Source organism: Nocardioides humi (assembly GCF_006494775.1).
Lineage (GTDB): Bacteria > Actinomycetota > Actinomycetes > Propionibacteriales > Nocardioidaceae > Nocardioides > Nocardioides humi.
Map to the genome: position 1 here is coordinate 546,354 of NZ_CP041146.1, position 20,868 is coordinate 567,221.

Consider the following 20,868-nt stretch of genomic DNA (forward strand, 5'->3'; position numbering starts at 1 on the left):
GAGCACCTCTGGACGAGGAGCTCGGTGTGGGCCCGCACGAACGGCACGGCGCGACTAGGGTGGCGGGATGAGCCAGAAGCCCGAGATCGACTTCGTCGACCCCACTCCGCCCACCGACCTCGTCATCACCGACCTCACCGTCGGCGACGGCGCCGAGGCGACCGCCGGCAGCACCGTGTCGGTCCACTACGTGGGCGTCGCCCTGTCCAGCGGCGAGGAGTTCGACGCGTCGTACAACCGCGGAGCCCCGCTGGACTTCCGCCTCGGCATCGGCCAGGTCATCCAGGGCTGGGACACCGGCGTGCAGGGCATGAAGGTCGGCGGGCGGCGCCAGCTCGTCATCCCGCCGCACCTCGGGTACGGCGACCGCGGCGCCGGCGGCGTCATCAAGCCGGGCGAGACGCTGATCTTCGTGGTGGACCTGCTGTCCGTCAGCTGACCCGGACTACCACGGCAGGTCGTCCGGGGTCCCGTCGTCGACGGCGACCCGGGCGGCCTGCCCGCCCAGCTCCACGACGTCGCCGAGCACCAGCTGACGTCCCCGGCGGGTCTCCACCTCGCCGTTGACCCGGACCAGCCCGTCCGCGATGACCGGCTTGGCCTCGGCGCCCGACTCGACCAGGTTGGCCAGCTTCAGGAACTGCCCCAGCCGGATCGACTCGTCACGGATCGGGACGTCCATCGGCTCGGGCACCAGGCCAGCCTAGGACCGACCCGTCGCGTTCGAACGCGACGGGTCAGTGGATCGCGACCGAGACGGTGTGGATCAGGACGCCGACGAGGCCGCCGACGATGGTGCCGTTGATCCGGATGAACTGCAGGTCGCGGCCGACGTGGAGCTCGATGCGACGGGCGGCCTCCTTGCCGTCCCAGCGCTCGATGGTGTGGGTGATGACGGCGGTCAGCTCCGCGCCGTACCGGTCGACGGCGAAGACCGCGGCGTCGGCGGCGAGCCCGTCCAACCGCTCCCGCAGCGCGGCATCGGAGCGCAGGCGGGCGGAGGCGCCCTCGATCTCGACCAGCAGCCGGCGGCGTACGGCGCCGTCGGGGTCGGCGAGCGAGCCCAGCAGCGCCTTGCGCAGCGCCTGCCACAGCGAGATCGCGCTGGCGATCACGGCGGGGTGGTCGAGCACCCGCTCCTTCAGGCGCTCGGCGCGGGCCTGGGTGTCGGGGTTGCCGAGCAGGTCGTCGGAGAGCTGGACGAGCATCGAGTCGAGCGCCCGGCGCGCGCGGTGGTCGGGGTTGGTGCGGATCTCGGCGAGCCAGCGGACCATCTCCAGGTGGAGCCGGTTGATGACGTAGGTGTTGACCGAGTCCGGCGCCCACCACGGCGCCCGCTCCCCCAGGACGTCGTGGACGGTGTCGGGGTTGGCGAGCAGCCAGCCGTGCATCTCCTCGAGCATGAGGTCGACCAGCCCGTGGTGCAGGTCGTCGCGGATCGCCTCCGCGAGCAGTCCGCCGAGGAGCGGTGCGATCGGCTCCTCGCGGAACCGCGGCACCAGCGCCTCGGTCACCAGCGCCTCGATGTGGTCGTCGCGGACCTTCCCGAGCGCCAGCGCGGCGATCTCCGAGCCCTCGCTGACGACCCGCTCGGCGTTGGCGGGCACGGCGAGCCAGTCGCCGACCCGCTGCGCGATGCCGACCCCGAGCACGCGCTCGCGGATGATGTCCTCCTGGAGGAAGTTCTCCCCCACGAACTGCTCGAGCCCCTTGCCGAGGTCGTCCTTGCGCTTGGGCACCAGCGCCGTGTGCGGGATCGGCAGCCCCAGCGGGTGCTTGAACAGCGCGGTCACCGCGAACCAGTCCGCGATGGCGCCGACCATCGACGCCTCCGCGCCGGCGTTGACGAACCCCCAGAAGCCCTCCCCGCCGAGGGTCAGCACGTAGACGGCGGCGGCGAGCAGGAGCAGCGAGACCGCCACGGTGCGCATCCGCCGCAGCGCACTGCGGCGTACGGCATCGGCGGCGGGATCGGTCGGGATGAGCGGGCCGGACACGCACCCATCCTTGCCTACGGGGCGATCCCGGGCCGGATGGGCGCCGCGCGGCCCCGGATCGGTGGGATCCGGGGCCGCGGCGAGGCACGCGCGGAACCCCCCAGTCACCGCAACACCTCGTACGCCGATCCAACGACCGGACGCAGGAGAGGTTCCGGATTTACCCGTGATGTGTTGTCGCGCCTAGAAGACGGTCGTCCGTGGGAGGGGGCGCGGTCAGGCACCCACCGACACCCGGTCCCGGGCGGTGTCCCGGGTGGTGTCCTGGGTGGTGTCCTGGGTGCTGTCCTGGGTGCTGTCCGGGTCCACGGCACCCGGCTCGGTGGTCGCGTTGCGCTGGGGCGCGGTCCGGTAGTGGGTCAGGTAGATCGCCAGGCCGGTGAAGAGCAGGCCGCCGACGAGGTTGCCGAGAGCGGTCGGGATCTCGTTCCACACGAAATAGTCGCCCCAGGTGAAGTCGGCGCCGAGCATGATCCCGACCGGGAACAGGAACATGTTGACCACCGAGTGCTCGAACGCCATCGCGAAGAACAGCAGGATCGGCAGCCACATCACCACGATCTTGCCGAGGACGTCGCGCGCGAGGATGGCGCCGACGACGCCGGTGGAGACCATCCAGTTGCAGAGCATGCCGCGGACGAAGACGGCCAGCCAGCCGCCGGCCCCGTGGGCCTCGTAGCCGAGGGTGCGTTCGTGGCCGATGGCGGCCAGCTTCTGGCCGTAGGCGGCGAAGGGGTTGGCGGGGTCGTCGATCGAGCTGTCGAAGCCGTAGGTCACGAAGACCGAGACCAGGAAGGCGACCGTGAGGGCGCCGGCGAAGTTCCCGAGGAAGACCAGGCCCCAGTTCCGCAGGACCCCGCCGACGGTCACCCCCGGCCGCTTGGCCAGCCACGCCAGCGGCGCCAGGACGAACACGCCGGTGAGCAGGTCGTAGCCCAGCAGGTAGAGCAGCACGAACCCGATCGGGAACAGGATCGCGCCCACGATGGGCTGGCCGGTGTCGACGGTCATCTTGACGGCGAAGGCCGCCGCCAGGGTCAACAGCGCGGCGGCCATGAACGCCCGGACCAGGGTGTCGCGGGTGGACATGAAGATCTTCGACTCGCCCGCGTCGATCAGGGCGACGGCGAGCTCCGGCGGCTTGACGTAGGTCATCGGTGCCTCTCCTCGGGTACGACGCCAGCGGCTCGCTGGCGGCGTCGACGCTAGGAGTCCCGGGTTACCCGGACCGGCCCGCGCACCGCCGCCCCGGTAACCATCGCCGCACGGACGCACAGCCGGCGGCGGAGCCAGTCACGGCGCGATGTCGGCGGCGAGGTAGACCCACGCCTCGGCCCCGGAGGCCAGCGTCACGGCCGTGCGGGCGTAGTCGTCGACCTCGTAGGCGTCGGCCCACGCCAGCTCGGCGTCGCTGAGCTCGAGGTAGGCGCCGTCCACGGCGTCCTCGGCGCGGCCGGGGCGCAGGATCGGGTGGCGGTCCGAGCCGCTGGTCGCGATCACCGCCGGGTCGGTGATGGTCAGCCAGTCGACCCGGTAGCCGGGCAGGGCGTCGGCGACGGTCGGCACGGCCCGGCCGAACAGCGCGACCTGCACCTCGGGCTGGCGCAGGGTGCCGTAGGAGAAGACGCGGTGGACCACACCGGGATGCTAGTGGTGCGTCCGCGGCCGCGGCACGAAGGCGGCCAGCAGGACGCCGACGAACGCGGCCGCGGCGCCGACCCCGAAGCAGATCGCGAACGCCCGCTCCGTGGGCAGGGCGTACCCGCCGAGGTCGATGGTCGAGGCGGTCAGGATCGCCGCCATCACGGCGGCGGAGGCGCTCGTGCCGATCGAGCGCATCAGCCCGTTGACGCCGACGGCCGAGCCGGCCTCGGCGAGCGGGACCGACTCCAGGATCAGGGTCGGCATGGCGGCGTACCCGATGCCGACGCCGGCGGAGGTGATGCAGCTGGCGACCATCAGCTGCCACGGGGCGTCGGTGAGGAAGAGCGCGAAGAGGTAGCCGAGACCGAGGACGGTGCCGCCCACCATGAGCGTGACGCGGGCGCCGACCACGCGGATCAGCCGGCCCGAGACGGGCGAGAACAGCATCATCACCAGGCCGCCGGGCGCCATCCACAGGCCGGTCTCGAGCAGGCTCTGGCCGAGCCCGTACCCGGTCGCGGACGGCGACTGCAGCAGGCGCGGTACGACGATCGCCTGGGCCATCATGCCGAAGCCGATCGCGATCGCGGCGACATTGGTGAGCAGCACCGGGCGGCGGGCCGAGACCCGCAGGCCGCACAGCGGGTCGGCGACGCGCAGCTCGTAGCTGCCCCACGCGACGAGCACGAGCACGCCGGCGACCAGCAGGCCGAGGGTGCGGCCGTGGCTCCAGCCCCACTCGTTGCCCTTCGACACGGCCACGAGGACGGCGACCAGGCCGAGCGCCAGCCCGACCGCCCCCACCGTGTCGAACCGCCCGGGGGTGGCGTCGCGGACGTGCGGCACGAGCAGGACGACGGCGAGAGCCACGACGACCGCGAGGCCGGTGGACACCCAGAACAGCGTGTGCCAGCTGAAGTCCTCGACGATCCAGGCCGACAGCGGCAGCCCGATCGCGCCGCCGACGCCGAGCGTCGCGCTCATCGCGGCCATGGCGGTGGCGGTCAGCCGCGGCGGCGTGACCTCGCGCAGCAGGGCGATGCCGACCGGGATGAAGCCCATCGCGAAGCCCTGGAGCAGGCGGCCGGCGAGCATCGGGACGAGGGTGCCGCTGAGCGCGCAGACCAGGGACCCGAGCACGAGGAGGGCGGCGCTGACGACCAGTACCCGCTGCTTGCCGTACAGGTCGCCGAGGCGGCCGGAGATCGGCATCGCCACCGCGCCCGCCACCAGCGTCGCGGTCACCACCCAGGAGGCGTTGGCCTCGCTGGTGTGGAGCAGCCGCCCGAGCTCGCCCTGGATCGGGATCACCATCGTCTGGGTGAGGGAGGCGACGAGCCCGCCGAGGCAGAGCACGGCCACGGTCAGCAGGGGCGAGCCCGGCGTACCCGTGCCCGTCGCGCCGGGGGTGCCGGGGGTGCCGGTCGCCGGCGCAGGAGAGGTCGCAGTCACGAGCCCCGAGTCAACGGCGTTGACCGGTCCTGTGTCAACACCGTTGACCAGCCCTGGTCATGCCCTACGGTTGCCGTGTGACGAACACCTCCCCCGCGCCCCGGCTCCGGGCGGCCGGCCTCGCCACCCGGACCGCGATCGAGGACGCCGCGCGCACCCTGTTCGCCGAGCGCGGCTTCGACGGCGCCTCGGTGCGCGCGATCGCCGCGGAGGCCGGCGTCGACCCGGCCCTGGTGATCCGTCACTTCGGCTCGAAGGAGGCGCTCTTCCTGCGCACCGTCGACACCTCCCTCGGCATCGGCTCGGTCCTCGACGGCCCGCTGGAGACCGTCGGCCGCCGCCTGGTCGCCTACTTCCTCGACCCCGGCCGGCCGGTCATCCGCAAGCGCTACGTCGCGCTCGCCCAGGCCGCCCACCACGACCAGGTCCGCGAGGAGATGGTCCGCCACACCGCCGAGACGTACGTCGCCCCGCTGGCGCCCCGCCTCACCGGCGAGCACCGCGAGCTGCGGGTCGCGCTCGCCGTCGGACAGCTCGGCGGCCTGCTCAACCTGCTGTTCCTCCAGCGCGACCCGATCGTCACCGCGGCCGACCCGGAGGTCGTGATCGCGACGTACGGCGACGCGATCCAGCGACTGCTCACCCCGAGGACACCTGATGCGCGGCGCCCGCGGCTGGCATGCGCTGACCGCGGCCGTGACGATCGCAGCGCTCCTCCTCCAGCTCGTCCTCGTCGTCCAGGGCGGCCGCGTGCTCGACGACGTCCAGCCGCCCGGTCTCGGGCTGCGGCTGGCCCGGCTGGTCGCGTACTTCACGATCCAGAGCAACATCCTGGTCGCCGTCGCCACCACGCTCCTCGCCCGCGACCCGCTGCGCGACGGCACCGGGTTCCGCGCCCTACGCCTGGCCGCGACGACGGGGATCGCCGTCACCGGGCTGGTCCACTTCACACTGCTCCGGCCGCTGCTCGACCTGCACGGCGCCGACCGGCTCGCCGACAAGCTGCTCCACCTGGCCGTGCCCCTGCTGGCCGTCGCCGGGTGGCTCGCGTTCGGGCCGCGCCCGCGGGTCGACGTACCCGCGGTCGTGGTCGCCCTCGCCTGGCCGATCGCCTGGCTCGCCGTCACCCTCACCGTGGCGGCGCTGACCGGGTGGGTGCCCTACCCGTTCCTCGACCACCGCACCGAGGGCTGGGGCTCGGTGGCGGTGGCCTGCCTCGGCATCACCGCGCTGTTCGCCGCGCTCATCGCCGGCCTCCGATACGCCGACCGGCGGCTGCCTGCGCGCCCCCGGCAGCCGGCCGCGGTGTAGCGGCGGGCGGCCGCGTAGCGGAGGCGCGGACGAACGGGCGACCGCGCAGCGGCGGAGCGAAGCGACGTCCTTGACGGCGGGGGACGGTCGGCTACCGCGCGGCCGCCGACCAACCCCGCAAGACAGCCCTCACCGCGACGCCACCAGCGCCTCGATCCCGTCGAGCACCCGCTCCAGCCCGAACGCGAACGCATCGTCCCGGCCGGCCGCGCCCGCGAACGCGGCGGCGGCCAGCGGGTAGGCGTCAGCGCGGCTCGCGAGCACGTCGGCGAGGGCGAGCGCGAGCGCGCGCTCGGTCGCCGGCTCGGTGGCCTGCTGGACCAGTGCGCGCACGTGCGAGCCGACCAGCACCAGGCTGTCCAGCCGCTCGGCGGGACCGAGCGGCAGCCCGTCGAGGGCGGCGAGGCCGGCCTCGAGCCAGCCCAGCTCGTTCGGGCCGAAGACGCGCGGGCCGACGGCGGCGGCGAGCAGCCAGCGGTGCGCGGCGAAGCCGTCGCGCATCGCCTGCGCCCACGCGGCGAGGCGCGCGCGCCACGGTCCGTCGCCGGTCGCCGGCGGCTCGCCGAGGGTGCGGTCGACCATCAGGGCGACCAGCTCCGCCTTGCCCGGGACGTGGCGGTAGAGCGCCATCTTGGTCACGCCGACCTCGGCGGCCACGCGCTGCATCGACGCGGCCTCGAGGCCCTCGGCGTCCGCGACCCGGACGGCGGCCGCGACGATCCCGTCCAGGCTCACCCGCGGCCGCGGGCCCCTGCGCGGCGTGCGCCCCTGCGCCCACAGCACCTGCGCGACCCCGTCGTACGACATCGATCCCTCCTCGCCCCTTGACTAACTGTGTCTACCAGATACTAAACTGTGTCCACCAGACACAATTCGTCGGAGAACCCCGACATCCCCGACACGAGGAGGACACCATGAGGGTCCTGATCTCCGGCGCCAGCATCGCCGGTCCCGCCGCCGCCTTCTGGCTCACCCGCCTCGGCCACGAGGTCGTGGTCGTGGAGCAGGCGCCGTCGGTCCGCCCCGGCGGGCAGGCGGTCGACTTCAAGGGCGCGACCACCGCAGGGTGCTCGAGCGGATGGGCCTGTGGGACGCCGTCGACGCGGTGCGCACCGCCCCCACAGACCTGCACGTCGTCGACGCCGCCGACCGGCTGCGGGCGGTCATCCCCCACGAGTTCGTCGGCGGCGACGTGGAGGTGCTGCGCGGCGACCTCGGCGCACTGCTGCACGAGCGCACCACCAGCGCCGCGGAGTACGTCTTCGGCGACCGGATCGAGGCGATGACCGAGACCCCGGACGCCGTGGAGGTCACCTTCCGGAGCGGCCGCAGCGAGAGCTTCGACCTCGTGGTGGGCGCGGACGGCGTGCACTCCGGCGTACGCCGGCTCGCCTTCGGGCCCGAGGAGGAGCACGTCGAGTTCCTCGGCCACTACTACGCCGTGGTCGGCGCCAACCACCCCGCGCCGGCGACGGCGGACGGGCGCGCGATCGGCTACTGGTACAACGAGCCCGGCCGGCTCGCGGCGATCGGCGGCCCCAAGGCGCCCGACATGTTCGTCTTCGCCTCGCCCCGGCTCGACTACGACCGCCGCGACACCGACGCGCAGAAGCGTCTGGTGGCCCGGGCGTTCGAGGGGGCTGGCTGGAAGGTCCCGCAGATGCTGGAGCGACTGGAGGCGGCCGACGAGTTCTACCTCGACGGCCTCCACCGGGGACGGATGAGCCGGTACACCCGCGGACGCGTCGTCCTCGTGGGCGATGCCGCCTACGCCAACACCCTCGGCGGCTTCGGCACCGGCCTCGCGGTCGTCGGCGCCTACGTGCTGGCCGGCGAGCTGGCCGCGGCCGGCGACGACCACCGTACGGCGCTCGCCGGCTACGACCGCGTCATGCACCGCTACGCCCGGATCGCCCGCCGCGGCAACGCCGGGGGGTTCCTGGCGCCGTCGAGCCGGCTGCGCATCCGGCTGCGCGACGCGACCTTCCGCAACCGGATGCTGCTGGCGACGACGATGCGGCTGACCGACCTGTTCGCCAACGACATCGCGCTGCCGGAGTACCGCGAGCTGCCCGCCGTCAGCGCCGGCTGACCTCCGCCGCGGCGAGCTTGGCGGGCGCCCGCAGGATGTCGACCCGGGTGGCCCGCTCCCCCACGACGGTCAGCAGGATCAGCGAGATGAGCGTGCCGTCCTCGCGCAGCCCGATCGCGGGTGCGCCGTTGGCGTCGACCAGCTCCACCTCGACCCGGCCGACGTACTTGCCGACGAGGCCTGCGAGGAAGCGCGCCACCCGGTCGGCGCCGAGGACGGGACGCCGCGCGGAGCTGACGACGCCGCCACCGTCGGAGGTCAGCACCACGTCCGGGTCGAGGGTCGCGAGGAGGGCGGACAGGTCGCCCCCGGCCGCGGCGGCCAGGAACCGGCCGAGCACCTCCTCGTGGGCGGTGCGGTCGACCTCGAAGCGCGGGGTCTGCGCCGCGAGGTGGGTCCGGGCGCGGGCGGCCAGCTGGCGGACGGCGGCGGGCGTGCGGCCGACCACGGCGGCGACCTCCGGGAAGCCCATCCCGAACACGTCGTGCAGCACCCAGGCGGTCCGCTCCGCCGGCGACAGCGACTCCAGGACGACGGCCAGGGCGTAGCTCACCGTCTCGTCGAGGGTCACCCGGTCGGCGGGATCGGCCTCGGACGCGGAGACGAAGGGCTCGGGCAGCCACGGGCCGACGTACTCCTCGCGACGCACCCGCGCCGAGCGCAGCACGTCGGTGGCCGCCCGGGCGACGGCGACGGTCAGCCAGCCGGTGAGGTCGCGGACCGGCTCGCGGGCGTCGGCCGCCACGAGCCGGGTCCAGCAGTCGGCGACGACGTCCTCGGCCTCGGCGCGGCTGCCGAGGATCGCGTAGGCGACGCGCACCATCCGCGGGCGGAGCGCGTCGTACTCGACCGCCAGCGCGGCCTGCCGGTCAGCCACGGGCCAGCCACTCCTCGAAGGTCTCCGTGCCGAGCCTCGCCCCGGCGCCCGGGAGCAGCCCGCCGGCCCGGGCCTGGCGACCCGCCCTCCCCGTCATCGGCACCGGTACGACGAGCCGCCGCATGCCGCGGGCCCGGACCACCCGGCGCACCAGGGCGTCCATCGCCTCGGGCCGCGGTCCGCCCAGGTCGGGCAGCAGCCCGCCGGGGTCGGCGAGCGCGGCGGCCACCAGCGCGGCGGCGACCTCGCGCGCCGCGATCGGCTGGCTGCGCATCCGCAGCGCCAGGGCGAGGGGGCGGGGACTGCGCTGCACCAGCTGCAGCGCGAACTCGTGGAACTGGGTGGCGCGCAGCACCGACCACGGCACCGGGCCGGCCGCGACCAGCTCCTCCTGGCGCCGCTTGCCGAGGTAGTAGGGCAGGTCGACGCGGTCGCTGCCGACGATGGAGAGCGCGACGTGGTGGCGCACGCCCGCCTGCGCGCCCGCCTCGAGGAGATGGCCGGTCGCGGCCTCGAAGAAGGCGACCGACCTCTTCCCGCTCAGGGTCTCGACGTTGCTCGCGTCGACCACCGCGTCGACGCCCTCCAGCGCGGCGGCGAGGCCGGCTCCGGTCGTGAGGTCGATCCCCTGGGAGCGGGCGATGACGACCGGGGTCGCGCCGGCGCGGCGTACCTCCTCGACGGCCAGGGAGCCGACCAGGCCGGTGCCGCCCGCCACTGCGATCTTCACGTTGTTCGTGTCCATGACAGGTAGACGGGACAGCGGGCCCGGCTGTGACATCGGGCGGCGGGCCGAATCAGGCGGCGTCCCCCGCGCCTCCAGCGCGGCGGTCAGCAGGGCGACCAGGGCCTCGGTCTGCAGGTCGATGGCACCGCCCTCGACCTCCTCGCCGGCGCCGTCGAGCGCCCGGGCGGCGAGCCCGGCCTTCTTGTCGATCAGCTCGGCGATCCGGGTGTCGAGGGTCTGGGTGGCGATCACCCGCCACGCCGTGACCGGCTCGGCCTGGCCGATCCGGTGCACGCGGTCGATGGCCTGGGTCTGCTCGGCGTCGGTCCAGGACAGCTCGGCGAGCACCAGGTTGGACGCGACCTGCAGGTTGAGGCCGACGCCGGCGGCGGTGAGCGAGCAGACCGCGACCTGGACGTCGGGGTCGTTGACGAAGGCGTCGATCTCCTTCTGCCGGGTCGTGGAGCTCTGGTCGCCGCGCACCGAGCTGTACCTGATGCCCCGCTCGGCGAAGGTCCGCTCGGCGGTGTCCATGACGTCGATGTGCTTGGCGAAGAACACGACCTTGCCGACGTTGCGCGCCAACTGGGCGGTGTAGTCGGCGGCGAGGCCGGCCTTGGCCTGGCCGATCCGGCGCATCATCGTGAAGACGTTCTCGCCCGTCTTGGTGGAGTTGTCCTCGCGCTCCCAGCCGGCGACCTGGCGGACCAGGCGGTGGTCGATGCCCTCGACCACGGCGCCGGTACGGCGGGTGGCGATCGCGGCGTCGTACCGCTCCACCATCCGGCGGGCCAGCTCCTGCTCGGCCTTGCGGATGGACCGGCCGGACTCGCCCTCGAGCTCGACCGGGATGTCGGCGACCCGGCGGGCCGGGATGTCGGCGGCGACGTCGATCTTGCGGCGGCGCGCGATGCCCTGCTCGATGACGGCACGGCGGGCGGCGGGGTAGAACGCCGGGTCGGCCGGGGTCAGCCCGGTCTCCTCGAGCGCCTCCATCAGCGCGCCCTGCGGCACGACCTCGTCGATCCAGCCGAGGAACTGCCAGATCGCGCGGAAGTCCTCGATGTCGTTGATCAGCGGGGTGCCGGTCAGCGCCATCATCAGCGGCCGCGCGATCCGCGAGCGGATCCGGGAGGCGATCTCCAGCACGTTCTGGGAGCGCTGCGAGCTCTTGTTCTTGATGTAGTGGGCCTCGTCGACGATCATCCCGCGGAAGCCGTGGGTGCCGAGCCAGCCGACGTGCCGGTCGAGGATCTCGTAGTTGACGACGAACACGTCGGCGAAGCCGTCGGCGTCGTCGCCGTCGCCGTGCAGCACGGTCGCGCGGCGGTTCGGCGTCCAGATCTCGACCTCGCGGGCCCAGTTGGTCTTCACGACGTTGGGGACGACGGCGAGCAGCGGGAAGGCGCCGGCGGCCTCGGCGGCGAGCAGCGCCTGGGCGGTCTTGCCGAGGCCCGGCTCGTCGGCGAGCAGGTAGGTGCGGTGCCCCTCGGCGGCGGAGGCGATCAGCTGCGCCTGGTGGGCCATCAGCTCGCGGCCGACCGGCGCGTGCCGACCGGTGAGCGCGGTCAGCTGGTCGGCGTCGGGCAGCGGCATGCAGGCGGGCGCGTCGGGCGCCGCCCGCTCGAAGGAGCGGAACAGCGGCTCGAGCAGCTCCCAGCCGGCCAGCCGGCGCGGCGGGACCTTGACCCGGGCGTGCGCGAAGTCGGGCGCGAGGAAGGGATGCGAGAGCTGGTAGGCCTGCACCGACAGCGGGGTGACCCGCTTCTCGGCGAGCGCCGCCAGCTCGGGGTCGACGGCGACCGGCACCGGCTCGGGCTCCGGCTCGTCGACGCCGGCCTTGCGCAGCAGCTCGCGGCGCATCGCCTTCGCCGACTCCGACACCTCGGCGTTCTCGTCGAGGAGGGTGAACAGCGTGCTGTCCCGCGCGGCGGTCTGGGCGAGGATGGTCGCGATCCCGTCGAGCCGCTTGAGCTCCTCGCCCCGCCGGCTGTCCGAGAGATCCGGGTCCGCCTTCACCCGGGCCCGCTCCTCGCGCGCCAGCAGCGCCACGACCTGGAACTTCGCCCGCACCTCCGGCATGGCCGAGCGGCGCGCGACCGCCGCCTCGACCTCGCGCACCGCGCGCGCGAGCTGCGGGATGATGCCCTCCTCGTTACGGCGCGTCCGCGCCGACTGCGAGCCACGACGCTGCTGCGTCGCTCCCCGCTGGCCTCCTCGAGCCACAGGTGTCCTTCCCAGGCGGCCACCGACAGGTGGATCCGCAGGTCTCGCCAGGTTGCGCCGGCGGCTCGCGCTGCTGCGGGAGAGCGCCGATCGGGTGTACGTCACCGGGTTCCCGTCGGGAGGACGGCATCCAGTGGTCCGATCAGCGTACCGCACGACCGCGCGGCGGCCGACTCACAGGCTCCTGCCAGCCTCGCCGCAGCCGGAGCCCAGCCCCGGCGCCGAGAGTCGGGGCACGCCCGCGAAGGCGGGCGGGACGAGAGGAGCACCCGATGAGCAAGTACCGCATGCGCGCCGCCGCGCTGCTGGCCGCCGGCGCCGTCGCCGGCGGCGCGACCGCGGCCACCCTGTCCGCGTCGGCCGACGACGACACCTCCACGCCGAGCACGGCGAGCGGCAAGCGCCCGGGCGGCCCGGGCGGTCCCGGTGGCCACGGCCACGGGCCTGGCGTCGACACCGCCGCGCTGGCCGAGGCTCTCGGCGTGAGCGAGGACGAGGTCGAGAAGGCCGTGGCCGCCGTCCGCGAGCAGCTGAAGGCGTCCTCCCGGCCGACATCCCGGCCCACCGACGCCGAGCGCACCGAGCGGGAGGACGCCTTCGCCCAGGCGCTCGCGGAGGAGCTCGGCGTCGACCAGGACGACGTCACCGCCGCGCTGGCGGAGGTCCGCGCGGCCCGCGCCGCGCAGCGTCGTACCGATCTCGTCGAGCGGCTCGACGAGGCCGTCGCCGACGGCACCCTCAGCGAGGACGACAAGGCGTCGGTCCTCAAGGCGTACGACGCGGGCGTGCTCGGCGGCCGGCGCTGAGCGGGCTCAGGTGATCGCGGTCGGCTGCCCGAGGGCGTCGGCACCGAGCTGCAGGAGCGTCTGCTCCGGGGTGAACGGGTGGAACTTCGCCGCGCGGACGTCGCGGTAGCACCGCTCGATCACCGAGCCCCGGAAGTACGCCGCGCCGCCGGCCACCTCCATCGCGAGGTCGCACACCACGACGCCGGCCCGGGCGACCTCGGCCTTGGCGGCCATCACCGCCAGGACGGTCTCCCGGGCGGGCTCGGGATCGTCGCCGACCGCACGGAGGGCTCCGTCGAGCGCCCAGCGGGCCGCCTGGAGCCGCGAGCGCATCGCGCCGACCTGGCGCTGGACCAGCACGTCGCCGGCCCGGCGCGCGGCGGCGGCGACCGCGGCGTCGTACGCCGCCTCCGCGACGCCGAGGTAGGCGCCGCTGACGATCGGGAACGCGATGCTCGAGATGACCTGCAGCGGCGGGTCCACCACGCCCCAGGGCCGGTCGGCGAGGACCCTCTCGTGGGGCACGAACACGTCCACCAGGTCGATGTCGTCGCTCGCGGTGCCCCGCATGCCGAGGGTGTCCCAGTTGTCGGCGGCGGTGATGCCGTCGGCGGCGAGCGGCACCGCCATGTTGAGCACGCGCCGCCCTCGCTCGGGGTCCTCGAGGCAGAACATCGTCGACAGCACGGCGCCGTGTCGCGACTGGCTGGCGAAGCGCTTGCGTCCGGTGACCCGGTAGCCGCCGTCGACCGCGACGGCCTCGCCCTGCGGGTGCGTGTAGTCGCCGCCGCCGGTGGAGACCAGCAGCACCTGGTCCTCGGCGACCCTGCGCAGGGTGGCCTCGGCGCCCGGGAGGCCACGGCGGTAGCGCCACGCCGTGAACGCCACGACGTGCTGGTGCATCGCACTGGCGAGCGCCGTCGACCCGCAGTGGTGGGCGAGCTCGCGCTGGAGCTCGCTGAGCTCGGCGACGCCGGCGCCGTCGCCGCCCAGCTCGACGGGGACGGCGGCGCGGAGGAGGCCGGCGGCGCGCAGCTCGTCGTACGCCTCGGCGACGAAGCTGCCCTCGGCGTCGTGGCGGGCCGCGTGGGCGGCGATGCGCGGGCCGATCTTCGCGGCGCGGGCGAGGGGGCGGGCGACGGGGCGGGGGTGCGTGGGGGCGGTGGTCGTCATGGATCCACTGTCCGACCGGCGGATCCGGCCCTCCAGTCCAGGAAAGTGACCTCGCCGGTCCAGGTTCTGGACTACCGGACGCCCCGCCGCGGGAGCACCATGGGGAGATGCCCGACTACGGCACCTACTGTCCCGTCTCGATGGCCGCCGAGGTGGTCGCCGACCGGTGGACGCCGCTGATCGTCCGGGAGCTCGTGCTCGGGAACACCCGCTTCAACGACATCGCCCGGGCCCTGCCCGGCATCTCGCGCTCGCTGCTGGTGCAGCGGCTGCGCCACCTGGAGCGCCGGGGCGTGCTCGAGACCTGGCCGGCGCCGAGCGGCCGCGGCAGCGAGTACCACCTCACGGCGGCGGGCCGTGACCTCGAGCGCGTCATCGACAGCCTCGGCCGCTGGGCGATCGAGTGGCTCTTCGACGAGCTGCGGCCGCACGACGTGGCACCGACCACGCTGATGTGGTGGATGCACCGCCGGGTCGACCTCGACCGGCTGCCCCCGGGCCGGACCGTCGTGGAGTTCCGGCACACCGCCCCCGATGTGACGACCATCTGGCTGGTGATGGAGCGCACCGAGGTCTCGGTCTGCCTGCAGCACCCCGGGTTCGAGATCGACCTGACGGTCGCCGGTCCGACCCCGGCCCTCGCCGACGTCTTCCAGGGCTACTGCACCTGGCACGAGGCCGTCGCCGCCGGCCGGATCGAGGTCGTCGGGCTCCCCCGGCTCGCCGTCGCCCTGCCGTCCTGGTTCCTGTGGAGCCCGTGGGCGGCGGTCACGCGGGAACGGGCGGACCGCGCGCCCGCGCACTAGAACCTGTTCTAGAGTTCGCGCCGTGGGTACCTACGCAGTCACCGGCGCGGCCTCCGGCATGGGCGCGGCCGTCGCCGCCCGCCTCGCCGACGACGGCCACACCGTCATCGGCGTCGACATCAAGGCGGCCGACGTCACCGCGGACCTGTCCACGCCCGGTGGGCGCACGACCGCCGCCCGGGAGGTGCTCGACCGCGCGGGCGGCGTCCTCGACGGAGCGGTCCTCGCCGCCGGCCTCGGGCCCGCGCCGGGCCGGGACCGGTCGCGGCTGATCGCGGAGGTCAACTACCTCGGCGTGGTCGAGCTCCTCGACGCCTGGCGCCCGGCGCTCGCCGCGGCCGGCAGCGGACGGGCCAAGGTGGTCGTGTTCTCCAGCAACTCCACCACGACCGTGCCGATGGTGCCGCGGCGCGCCGTCCGCGCCCTGCTGGACCGCGACGTCCCGAGGGCGCTGCGGACCCTCGACCGGTTCGGGCGGATGGCGCCCACCTTCGCCTACGGCGCGAGCAAGATCGCCGTCAGCCAGTGGGTACGACGCGAGGCGGTCACCCGCGCCTGGGCCGGCGCCGGCATCCGGCTCAACGCGATCGCGCCCGGCGCGATCCGCACGCCCCTGCTCGAGCAGCAGCTCGCGACGCCGGAGGAGGCCGAGCGGATCAGGTCCTTCCCGGTGCCGATCGGCGGCTTCGGCGATCCCGGCCAGCTGGCCGCCTGGGTCGTGTTCATGCTCTCCGACGCCGCGGACTTCCTGTGCGGCAGCGTGGTGTTCGTCGACGGCGGCTCCGACGCATGGTTCCGCGCCGACGACTGGCCGCGCGCGGTGCCAGCGGTGCGGCTGCGCCGCTACCTCAACCGGATGAAGGAGTTCCGAGCGCAGCGTTGAACGCCGCCAGCAGCGCGGCCACCGTCTCCGCGGGCTCTCGCCCGGCTCGACGCCGACGGCACCGGGGTCACCGGGTCCCGCGACGATGACACTGCACCACGGCTCGGACGTCTTCACCGACTCCTTCGTCCTACTGCGCGTCGACGGCGTCTGGCGGATCGCCAACAAGACCCATCACCGCACCACTTGTCGACCGGTTCTGGCGCTTGTTGGCCGTTGCAACGGCCAACAAGCGTAGGAATCACCGCCTCAGCGGCGATTCCTGCAGACAGCAACCCCCAGCCTGAAACGAGTTGCGCAACTAGTTGCATAGTGGCTCGGCCTGGGGCATCCTGAGAGGCATGGCCCTCGAGCACGCGATCCTCGTGTCGCTGAGCGAGCGCGCCGCATCGGGCTCCGACCTGGTCCGGCGCTTCGACGCGTCCATCGGCTTCTTCTGGTCCGCGACCCACCAGCAGATCTACCGCGTGCTGGGCCGGATGGAGGGCGACGGCTGGATCTCCTCGGAGTCGGTCGCCCAGTCCGACCGGCCCACCAAGAAGGTCTACGACGTGACCGACGCCGGCCGCGCCGAGCTGGCCCGCTGGATCGCCGAGCCCACCACGCCCGACGCGATGCGCAGCAGCGTCAGCGTCAAGATGCGCGGGGCGTCGTACGGCGACCGCGCAGCCCTGCTCGACGACCTGCGCCGCCAGCTCGACGAGCACACCAAGCGGCTCTCGCTCTACGAGTACCTCGCCGCCCGCGACTTCCCCGACCCCGGCGCACTCGCCGGCGCCGACCTCGACATCTACCTCGTGCTGCGCGGCGGCCTCCTCATGGAGGAGTTCTGGATCCGCTGGCTGACCGAGTACCTCGACGCCCACGCCCCCAGGAGTCCCGATGACCGCCTATCCCCTCCTCACCACGCCCGCGACGGTCGGCGGCCTGGAGCTGCAGTCCCGTGCGGTGATGGGCTCGATGCACACCGGGCTCGAGGACCGGCCCTGGCACGTCGACGAGCTGGCGGCGTACTTCGCCGAGCGCGCGGCCGGCGGCGTCGGCCTGATCGTCACCGGCGGCTACTCCCCCAACGTGCGCGGCTGGCTGCTGCCGTTCGGCTCGCAGATGACCACCCGCCTCAACGCGCACCGTCACCAGCGGGTGACCGAGGTGGTCCACGCCAACGGGGGGCGGATCGCGCTGCAGCTGCTGCACGCGGGCCGCTACGGCTACACGCCGTTCAGCGTCTCGGCCAGCGCGACCAAGTCGCCGATCACGCCATTCAAGGCGTCCGCCCTCTCCGGGAGGGCGGTGGAGCGGACCATCGACGACTTCGTGGACTCGGCGCGGCTCGCCAAGAAGGCGGGGTACGACGGCGTCGAGATCATGGGCTCCGAGGGCTACCTGATCAACCAGTTCCTCGCCGCCCGCACCAACCGTCGTACCGACAAGTGGGGCGGCTCCGCAGAGAGCCGGATGCGCTTCCCCGTCGAGATCGTGCGCCGGATCCGCCAGGAGCTGCCGGACTTCTTCGTGATGTACCGGATGTCCCTGCTCGACCTGGTCCCCGACGGCCAGACCTGGGACGAGACCGTCGAGCTCGCGCACCGGATCGAGGCGGCCGGCGCCAGCGTCGTCAACACCGGCATCGGCTGGCACGAGGCGCGGGTGCCCACCATCGTCACCAGCGTCCCGCGCGGCGCGTGGGTCGACAGCACGCTGCGCATCAAGCAGGAGCTGGGCATCCCGGTCTGCGCGAGCAACCGGATCAACACCCCGGACCTGGCCGAGGACGTCCTCGCGCAGGGCGTCGACCTGGTCTCGATGGCCCGCCCGTTCCTGGCCGACGCCGACCTGGTCGCCAAGGCCCGCGACGGTCGCGCCGACGAGATCAACACCTGCATCGGCTGCAACCAGGCCTGCCTCGACCACACCTTCAAGGCGCAGCGGGCGTCCTGCCTGGTCAACCCGCGCGCGTGCCACGAGACCACGCTGGTGCTCAGCCCGACCCGGCGCGCCAAACGCGTGGCCGTGGTCGGCGGCGGTCCGGCCGGCCTCGCGACCGCCGTGAGCGCGACCGAGCGCGGCCACGACGTGACCCTGTTCGAGGCCTCCGAGGAGCTCGGCGGCCAGTTCCGGCTGGCCATGCAGATCCCCGGCAAGGAGGAGTTCGCCGAGACGCTGCGCTACTTCCGCCGCCGGATGGAGGTCCTCGGCGTCAACGTGAAGCTCTCCACCCGCGCCAACCCCGACCTGCTCGCCGGGTACGACGAGGTGGTGGTCGCCACCGGCGTCGCGCCCCGCACGCCGGCGATCCCCGGCATCGACCACCCGAAGGTGGTGTCCTACCCGGACGCGATCACCGGCCGCGTGTGCGTGGGCGCCAGGGTCGCCGTGATCGGCGCGGGCGGCATCGGCTTCGACGTGACCGAGCTGCTGGCGCACCGCGAGGAGTCCCTGGCGGAGTGGAAGGCGCACTGGGGCGTGGCCGACCCGGCCGTCGTCCGCGGTGGGGTGACCGACAAGGCGCCGCGCGACCCGAGGCGCGAGGTGTGGCTGTTGCAGCGCAAGGAGTCCGCGCAGGGCAAGGGACTCGGCAAGACGTCCGGCTGGGTGCACCGCGCGGTGGTCAAGGACCTCGGCGTGCACCAGCTCAGCGGCGTCTCCTACGACCTGGTCGACGACGCGGGCCTGCACATCACCGTCGACGGCGCCCCGCAGGTGCTCGACGTCGACCACGTGGTCGTCTGCGCCGGCCAGGAGTCCGTCCGGAGCCTGTACGACGAGCTGGTCGCCGGCGGCTTCCCCGGCTCCGTGCACCTGATCGGCGGGGCCGACGTCGCGGCCGAGCTGGACGCCAAGCGCGCGATCAAGCAGGGCACCGAGCTGGCGGCGGCGCTGTGAGCGCCGGGAGCGCCTTCCGCGCCGCCGTCGAGGCCCGCGACGTGGAGGCGATGCGCGCCTGCCTGGCCGACGACGTGGTCTTCCGCAGTCCCGTCGCCCACAAGCCGTACGAGGGCAGGGCGATCACCGGCGCGATCCTCGCCCACGTCATCGAGGTCTTCGAGGACTTCCGCTACGTGCGCGAGCTGCAGGACGACGACGGGCACGCCCTGGTTTTCGAGGCGGCCGTCGACGGCCTGCAGCTCACGGGCTGCGACTTCCTCGTCCTCGACGAGGAAGGCCTGATCACCGAATTCACCGTGATGGTCCGCCCGCTCAAGGCGGCGCAGGCACTGGCCGGGCAGATGGCCGCCCGGTTCGACCGGATCGTCGCGATGGCGAGCGGGGCCTGAGCGGGCGGAGGCTCGAGCTGACGGACTTCTCGATCGTGCTCATGGCCCGTGCTCCTCTCGTCGGTCGTCCTGGGCGGTACCCGGCAACACCGAGGGCAGTACCCGGAAGGGACTGGCGCGGACGTCCTCCCCGTTGTCCCCGCCGCACCGTAGGGTTCCCCGCATGGGGATCGAGTTCCGCGATGTCGGCAAGACCTACCCCGACGGCACCGTCGCCGTGACGGGCTTCTCGTGCACCGTTCCCTCCCACCGCACACTCGCGCTGGTCGGGACCTCCGGCTCCGGCAAGACCACGCTGATGCGGATGGTCAACCGGATGGTCGAGCCGACCACCGGCACCGTCCTCATCGACGACCGCGACGTGCGCACCCTCGACAAGGTGGAGCTGCGCCGCTCGATCGGCTACGTCCCCCAGGCCGGCGGCCTGCTCCCCCACCGCCGGGTGGTCGACAACGTCGCGACGGTGCCGGTCCTCACCGGTACGCCGAAGCGCGCGGCGCGCGCCGCCGCCCTCGAGCTGCTCGAGCTGGTGGGTCTCGACCCCGCGCTCGGCCGCCGCTATCCCGCCCAGCTGTCCGGCGGCCAGCAGCAGCGCGTGGCCGTGGCCCGGGCGCTGGCGGCGGAGCCCAACGTCCTGCTCATGGACGAGCCGTTCGGCGCCGTCGACCCGATCGTGCGCCGGGGCCTGCAGGACCAGCTGCTCCAGCTCCAGGCCGAGCTCGGCAAGACCATCGTGCTGGTCACCCACGACATCGACGAGGCCTTCCGGCTCGGCGACGACGTCGTGATCCTCCGCACCGGCGGGATCGTCGCGCAGACCGGGACGCCCAAGGAGATCGTGGCCGCGCCGGCCGACGACTTCGTCCGCGACTTCATCGGGTCCGACCGCGCCGAGCGGGCGCTGCGCACCGTCGAGGTCGACGGCCGCAACCTGGTGGTCGACGGCGACGGCCGGCCGGTCGGGGTCCTCGGATGAGCTGGCTCACCGCCAATGTCGACTACGTCCTCGACATGCTGGTGCAGCATGTCCGGCTGTCGGTGCCCGCCGTCGTGATCAGCGTCCTGATCGCGATCGTGCTGGGCCGGATCGCCTGGCGCTGGCCCCGGGCCGGCACCGTCGTCCTCGGCACGGCGAGCCTGCTCTACTCCGTCCCCGCGCTGCCCCTGCTCATCGTGATCCCGGTCCTGCTCGGCATCCCGCTGCGCTCCGGCCTGACCCTCATCGTCGCGCTGGCCGTCTACGGCACCGCCCTGCTCGCCGGCACGGCCGCCGACGCGTTCCGCTCCGTCGACGGCCGGGTCCGCGAGGCGGCCGAGGCGATGGGCTACTCCCGCACGGGACTGTTCTGGAAGGTCGACCTGCCGCTCGCCGTACCCGTGCTGCTGTCGGGGGTCCGGGTGATCACCGTGAGCACCGTCAGCCTGGTGACGATCGGCGCCCTGGTCGGCATCCCGAGCCTCGGCAACCTGCTCACCGACGGCTTCCAGCGCGACATCCGCGCCGAGATCGTCACCGGCGTGGTCGGCACGATGCTGCTGGCGGTGGCGCTCGACCTGCTCCTCGTCGGGCTCGGCCGGCTCGTGACGCCGTGGCGGGCCACCGTCCCGTAGGGG

Annotated in this window: 20 protein-coding genes and 2 pseudogenes; 13 read left to right on the forward strand and 9 right to left on the reverse strand. The window is 73.7% G+C overall.

Annotated elements, in window-relative coordinates; all coding sequences use genetic code 11:
* Window positions 1–67 precede the first annotated feature (67 nt).
* Entirely contained in the window at window positions 68–439 is a 372-nt protein-coding gene (locus FIV44_RS02630; protein ID WP_141003139.1) for an FKBP-type peptidyl-prolyl cis-trans isomerase, read from the forward strand.
* Between the two features lie 6 nt (window positions 440–445).
* Here the strand turns inward: FIV44_RS02630 and FIV44_RS02635 are convergent, their stop codons facing one another.
* The 5 genes from FIV44_RS02635 to FIV44_RS02655 form a co-directional block, all read right to left on the reverse strand.
* Window positions 446–682, reverse strand: coding sequence for an RNA-binding S4 domain-containing protein (locus FIV44_RS02635; protein ID WP_141007699.1), 237 nt, complete (start codon window positions 680–682; stop codon window positions 446–448).
* 55 nt (window positions 683–737) lie between these two features.
* Window positions 738–1,997 (reverse strand): DUF445 domain-containing protein, encoded by a 1,260-nt coding sequence (locus tag FIV44_RS02640; protein WP_246086774.1) that lies wholly within the window; start codon window positions 1,995–1,997, stop codon window positions 738–740.
* Window positions 1,998–2,213: 216 nt separating this feature from the next.
* A complete protein-coding gene (locus FIV44_RS02645; protein WP_141003140.1) occupies window positions 2,214–3,152 on the reverse strand; it encodes a formate/nitrite transporter family protein in 939 nt (312 codons plus the stop codon).
* 138 nt (window positions 3,153–3,290) lie between these two features.
* Window positions 3,291–3,635, reverse strand: coding sequence for a gamma-glutamylcyclotransferase family protein (locus FIV44_RS02650; protein WP_141003141.1), 345 nt, complete (start codon window positions 3,633–3,635; stop codon window positions 3,291–3,293).
* A gap of 9 nt (window positions 3,636–3,644) precedes the next feature.
* Window positions 3,645–5,093 (reverse strand): MFS transporter, encoded by a 1,449-nt coding sequence (locus tag FIV44_RS02655; RefSeq protein WP_219996254.1) that lies wholly within the window; start codon window positions 5,091–5,093, stop codon window positions 3,645–3,647.
* 59 nt (window positions 5,094–5,152) lie between these two features.
* On the opposite strand from FIV44_RS02655, the pseudogene FIV44_RS33815 reads away from it, so the two are divergent.
* Window positions 5,153–5,674 (forward strand): annotated as a pseudogene (locus FIV44_RS33815) (TetR/AcrR family transcriptional regulator); the annotation flags it as partial.
* Window positions 5,675–5,750: 76 nt separating this feature from the next.
* Window positions 5,751–6,404: a Pr6Pr family membrane protein gene (locus FIV44_RS02665; protein ID WP_141003142.1), complete on the forward strand. Its 654-nt coding sequence runs from the start codon at window positions 5,751–5,753 to the stop codon at window positions 6,402–6,404.
* Window positions 6,405–6,533: 129 nt separating this feature from the next.
* Here FIV44_RS02665 and FIV44_RS02670 read toward each other — a convergent pair whose 3' ends face one another.
* Window positions 6,534–7,211 carry a TetR/AcrR family transcriptional regulator gene (locus FIV44_RS02670; protein WP_141003143.1) on the reverse strand — a complete coding sequence of 226 codons (678 nt, stop codon included), beginning with the start codon at window positions 7,209–7,211 and terminating at the stop codon, window positions 6,534–6,536.
* A 259-nt stretch (window positions 7,212–7,470) separates the two neighbouring features.
* On the opposite strand from FIV44_RS02670, the gene FIV44_RS02675 reads away from it, so the two are divergent.
* The gene (locus tag FIV44_RS02675; protein WP_219996255.1) at window positions 7,471–8,496 is read left to right on the forward strand and encodes an FAD-dependent monooxygenase; all 1,026 of its coding nucleotides are present in this window, start codon (window positions 7,471–7,473) and stop codon (window positions 8,494–8,496) included.
* Here the strand turns inward: FIV44_RS02675 and sigJ are convergent.
* Together sigJ and FIV44_RS02690 are read right to left on the reverse strand one after the other, a co-directional pair.
* Complete coding sequence (gene sigJ, locus FIV44_RS02680) at window positions 8,483–9,373, reverse strand: RNA polymerase sigma factor SigJ (RefSeq protein WP_141003144.1); 891 nt, start codon at window positions 9,371–9,373, stop codon at window positions 8,483–8,485. The two genes, FIV44_RS02675 and sigJ, sit on opposite strands and share 14 nt — an antisense overlap.
* Window positions 9,366–12,326: an SNF2-related protein gene (locus FIV44_RS02690; RefSeq protein WP_246086775.1), complete on the reverse strand. Its 2,961-nt coding sequence runs from the start codon at window positions 12,324–12,326 to the stop codon at window positions 9,366–9,368. The genes sigJ and FIV44_RS02690 overlap by 8 nt, the downstream gene beginning before the upstream one ends.
* 272 nt (window positions 12,327–12,598) lie before the next feature.
* Here FIV44_RS02690 and FIV44_RS02695 point away from each other — a divergent pair, with 272 nt between their 5' ends.
* Complete coding sequence (locus tag FIV44_RS02695) at window positions 12,599–13,132, forward strand: hypothetical protein (RefSeq protein WP_141003145.1); 534 nt, start codon at window positions 12,599–12,601, stop codon at window positions 13,130–13,132.
* Between the two features lie 6 nt (window positions 13,133–13,138).
* Here FIV44_RS02695 and FIV44_RS02700 read toward each other — a convergent pair whose 3' ends face one another.
* Window positions 13,139–14,287 (reverse strand): acyl-CoA dehydrogenase family protein, encoded by a 1,149-nt coding sequence (locus FIV44_RS02700; protein ID WP_141003146.1) that lies wholly within the window; start codon window positions 14,285–14,287, stop codon window positions 13,139–13,141.
* Between the two features lie 107 nt (window positions 14,288–14,394).
* Between FIV44_RS02700 and FIV44_RS02705 the strand changes: the two genes are divergently transcribed.
* The 8 genes and pseudogenes from FIV44_RS02705 (at window position 14,395) to FIV44_RS02740 (ending at window position 20,865) form a co-directional block, all read left to right on the forward strand.
* The gene (locus FIV44_RS02705) at window positions 14,395–15,093 is read left to right on the forward strand and encodes a winged helix-turn-helix transcriptional regulator (protein WP_141003147.1); all 699 of its coding nucleotides are present in this window, start codon (window positions 14,395–14,397) and stop codon (window positions 15,091–15,093) included.
* Window positions 15,094–15,115: 22 nt separating this feature from the next.
* A complete protein-coding gene (locus FIV44_RS02710) occupies window positions 15,116–15,976 on the forward strand; it encodes an SDR family oxidoreductase (protein WP_141003148.1) in 861 nt (286 codons plus the stop codon).
* An 85-nt stretch (window positions 15,977–16,061) separates the two neighbouring features.
* On the forward strand, window positions 16,062–16,214 hold the full coding sequence (locus FIV44_RS02715; RefSeq protein ID WP_141003149.1) for a nuclear transport factor 2 family protein: 153 nt from the start codon (window positions 16,062–16,064) through the stop codon (window positions 16,212–16,214).
* 103 nt (window positions 16,215–16,317) lie between these two features.
* Window positions 16,318–16,827 (forward strand): annotated as a pseudogene (locus tag FIV44_RS02720) (PadR family transcriptional regulator); the annotation flags it as partial.
* 31 nt (window positions 16,828–16,858) lie between these two features.
* Window positions 16,859–18,862, forward strand: coding sequence for an NADPH-dependent 2,4-dienoyl-CoA reductase (locus FIV44_RS02725; protein WP_141003150.1), 2,004 nt, complete (start codon window positions 16,859–16,861; stop codon window positions 18,860–18,862).
* Window positions 18,859–19,254 (forward strand): nuclear transport factor 2 family protein, encoded by a 396-nt coding sequence (locus FIV44_RS02730; RefSeq protein WP_246086984.1) that lies wholly within the window; start codon window positions 18,859–18,861, stop codon window positions 19,252–19,254. The genes FIV44_RS02725 and FIV44_RS02730 overlap by 4 nt, the downstream gene beginning before the upstream one ends.
* 163 nt (window positions 19,255–19,417) lie before the next feature.
* Window positions 19,418–20,230, forward strand: coding sequence for an ATP-binding cassette domain-containing protein (locus FIV44_RS02735; protein ID WP_141003151.1), 813 nt, complete (start codon window positions 19,418–19,420; stop codon window positions 20,228–20,230).
* Entirely contained in the window at window positions 20,227–20,865 is a 639-nt protein-coding gene (locus tag FIV44_RS02740) for an ABC transporter permease (protein ID WP_141003152.1), read from the forward strand. Before FIV44_RS02735 ends, FIV44_RS02740 begins: the two co-directional genes overlap by 4 nt.
* The last annotated feature ends 3 nt before the right edge of the window (window positions 20,866–20,868 follow it).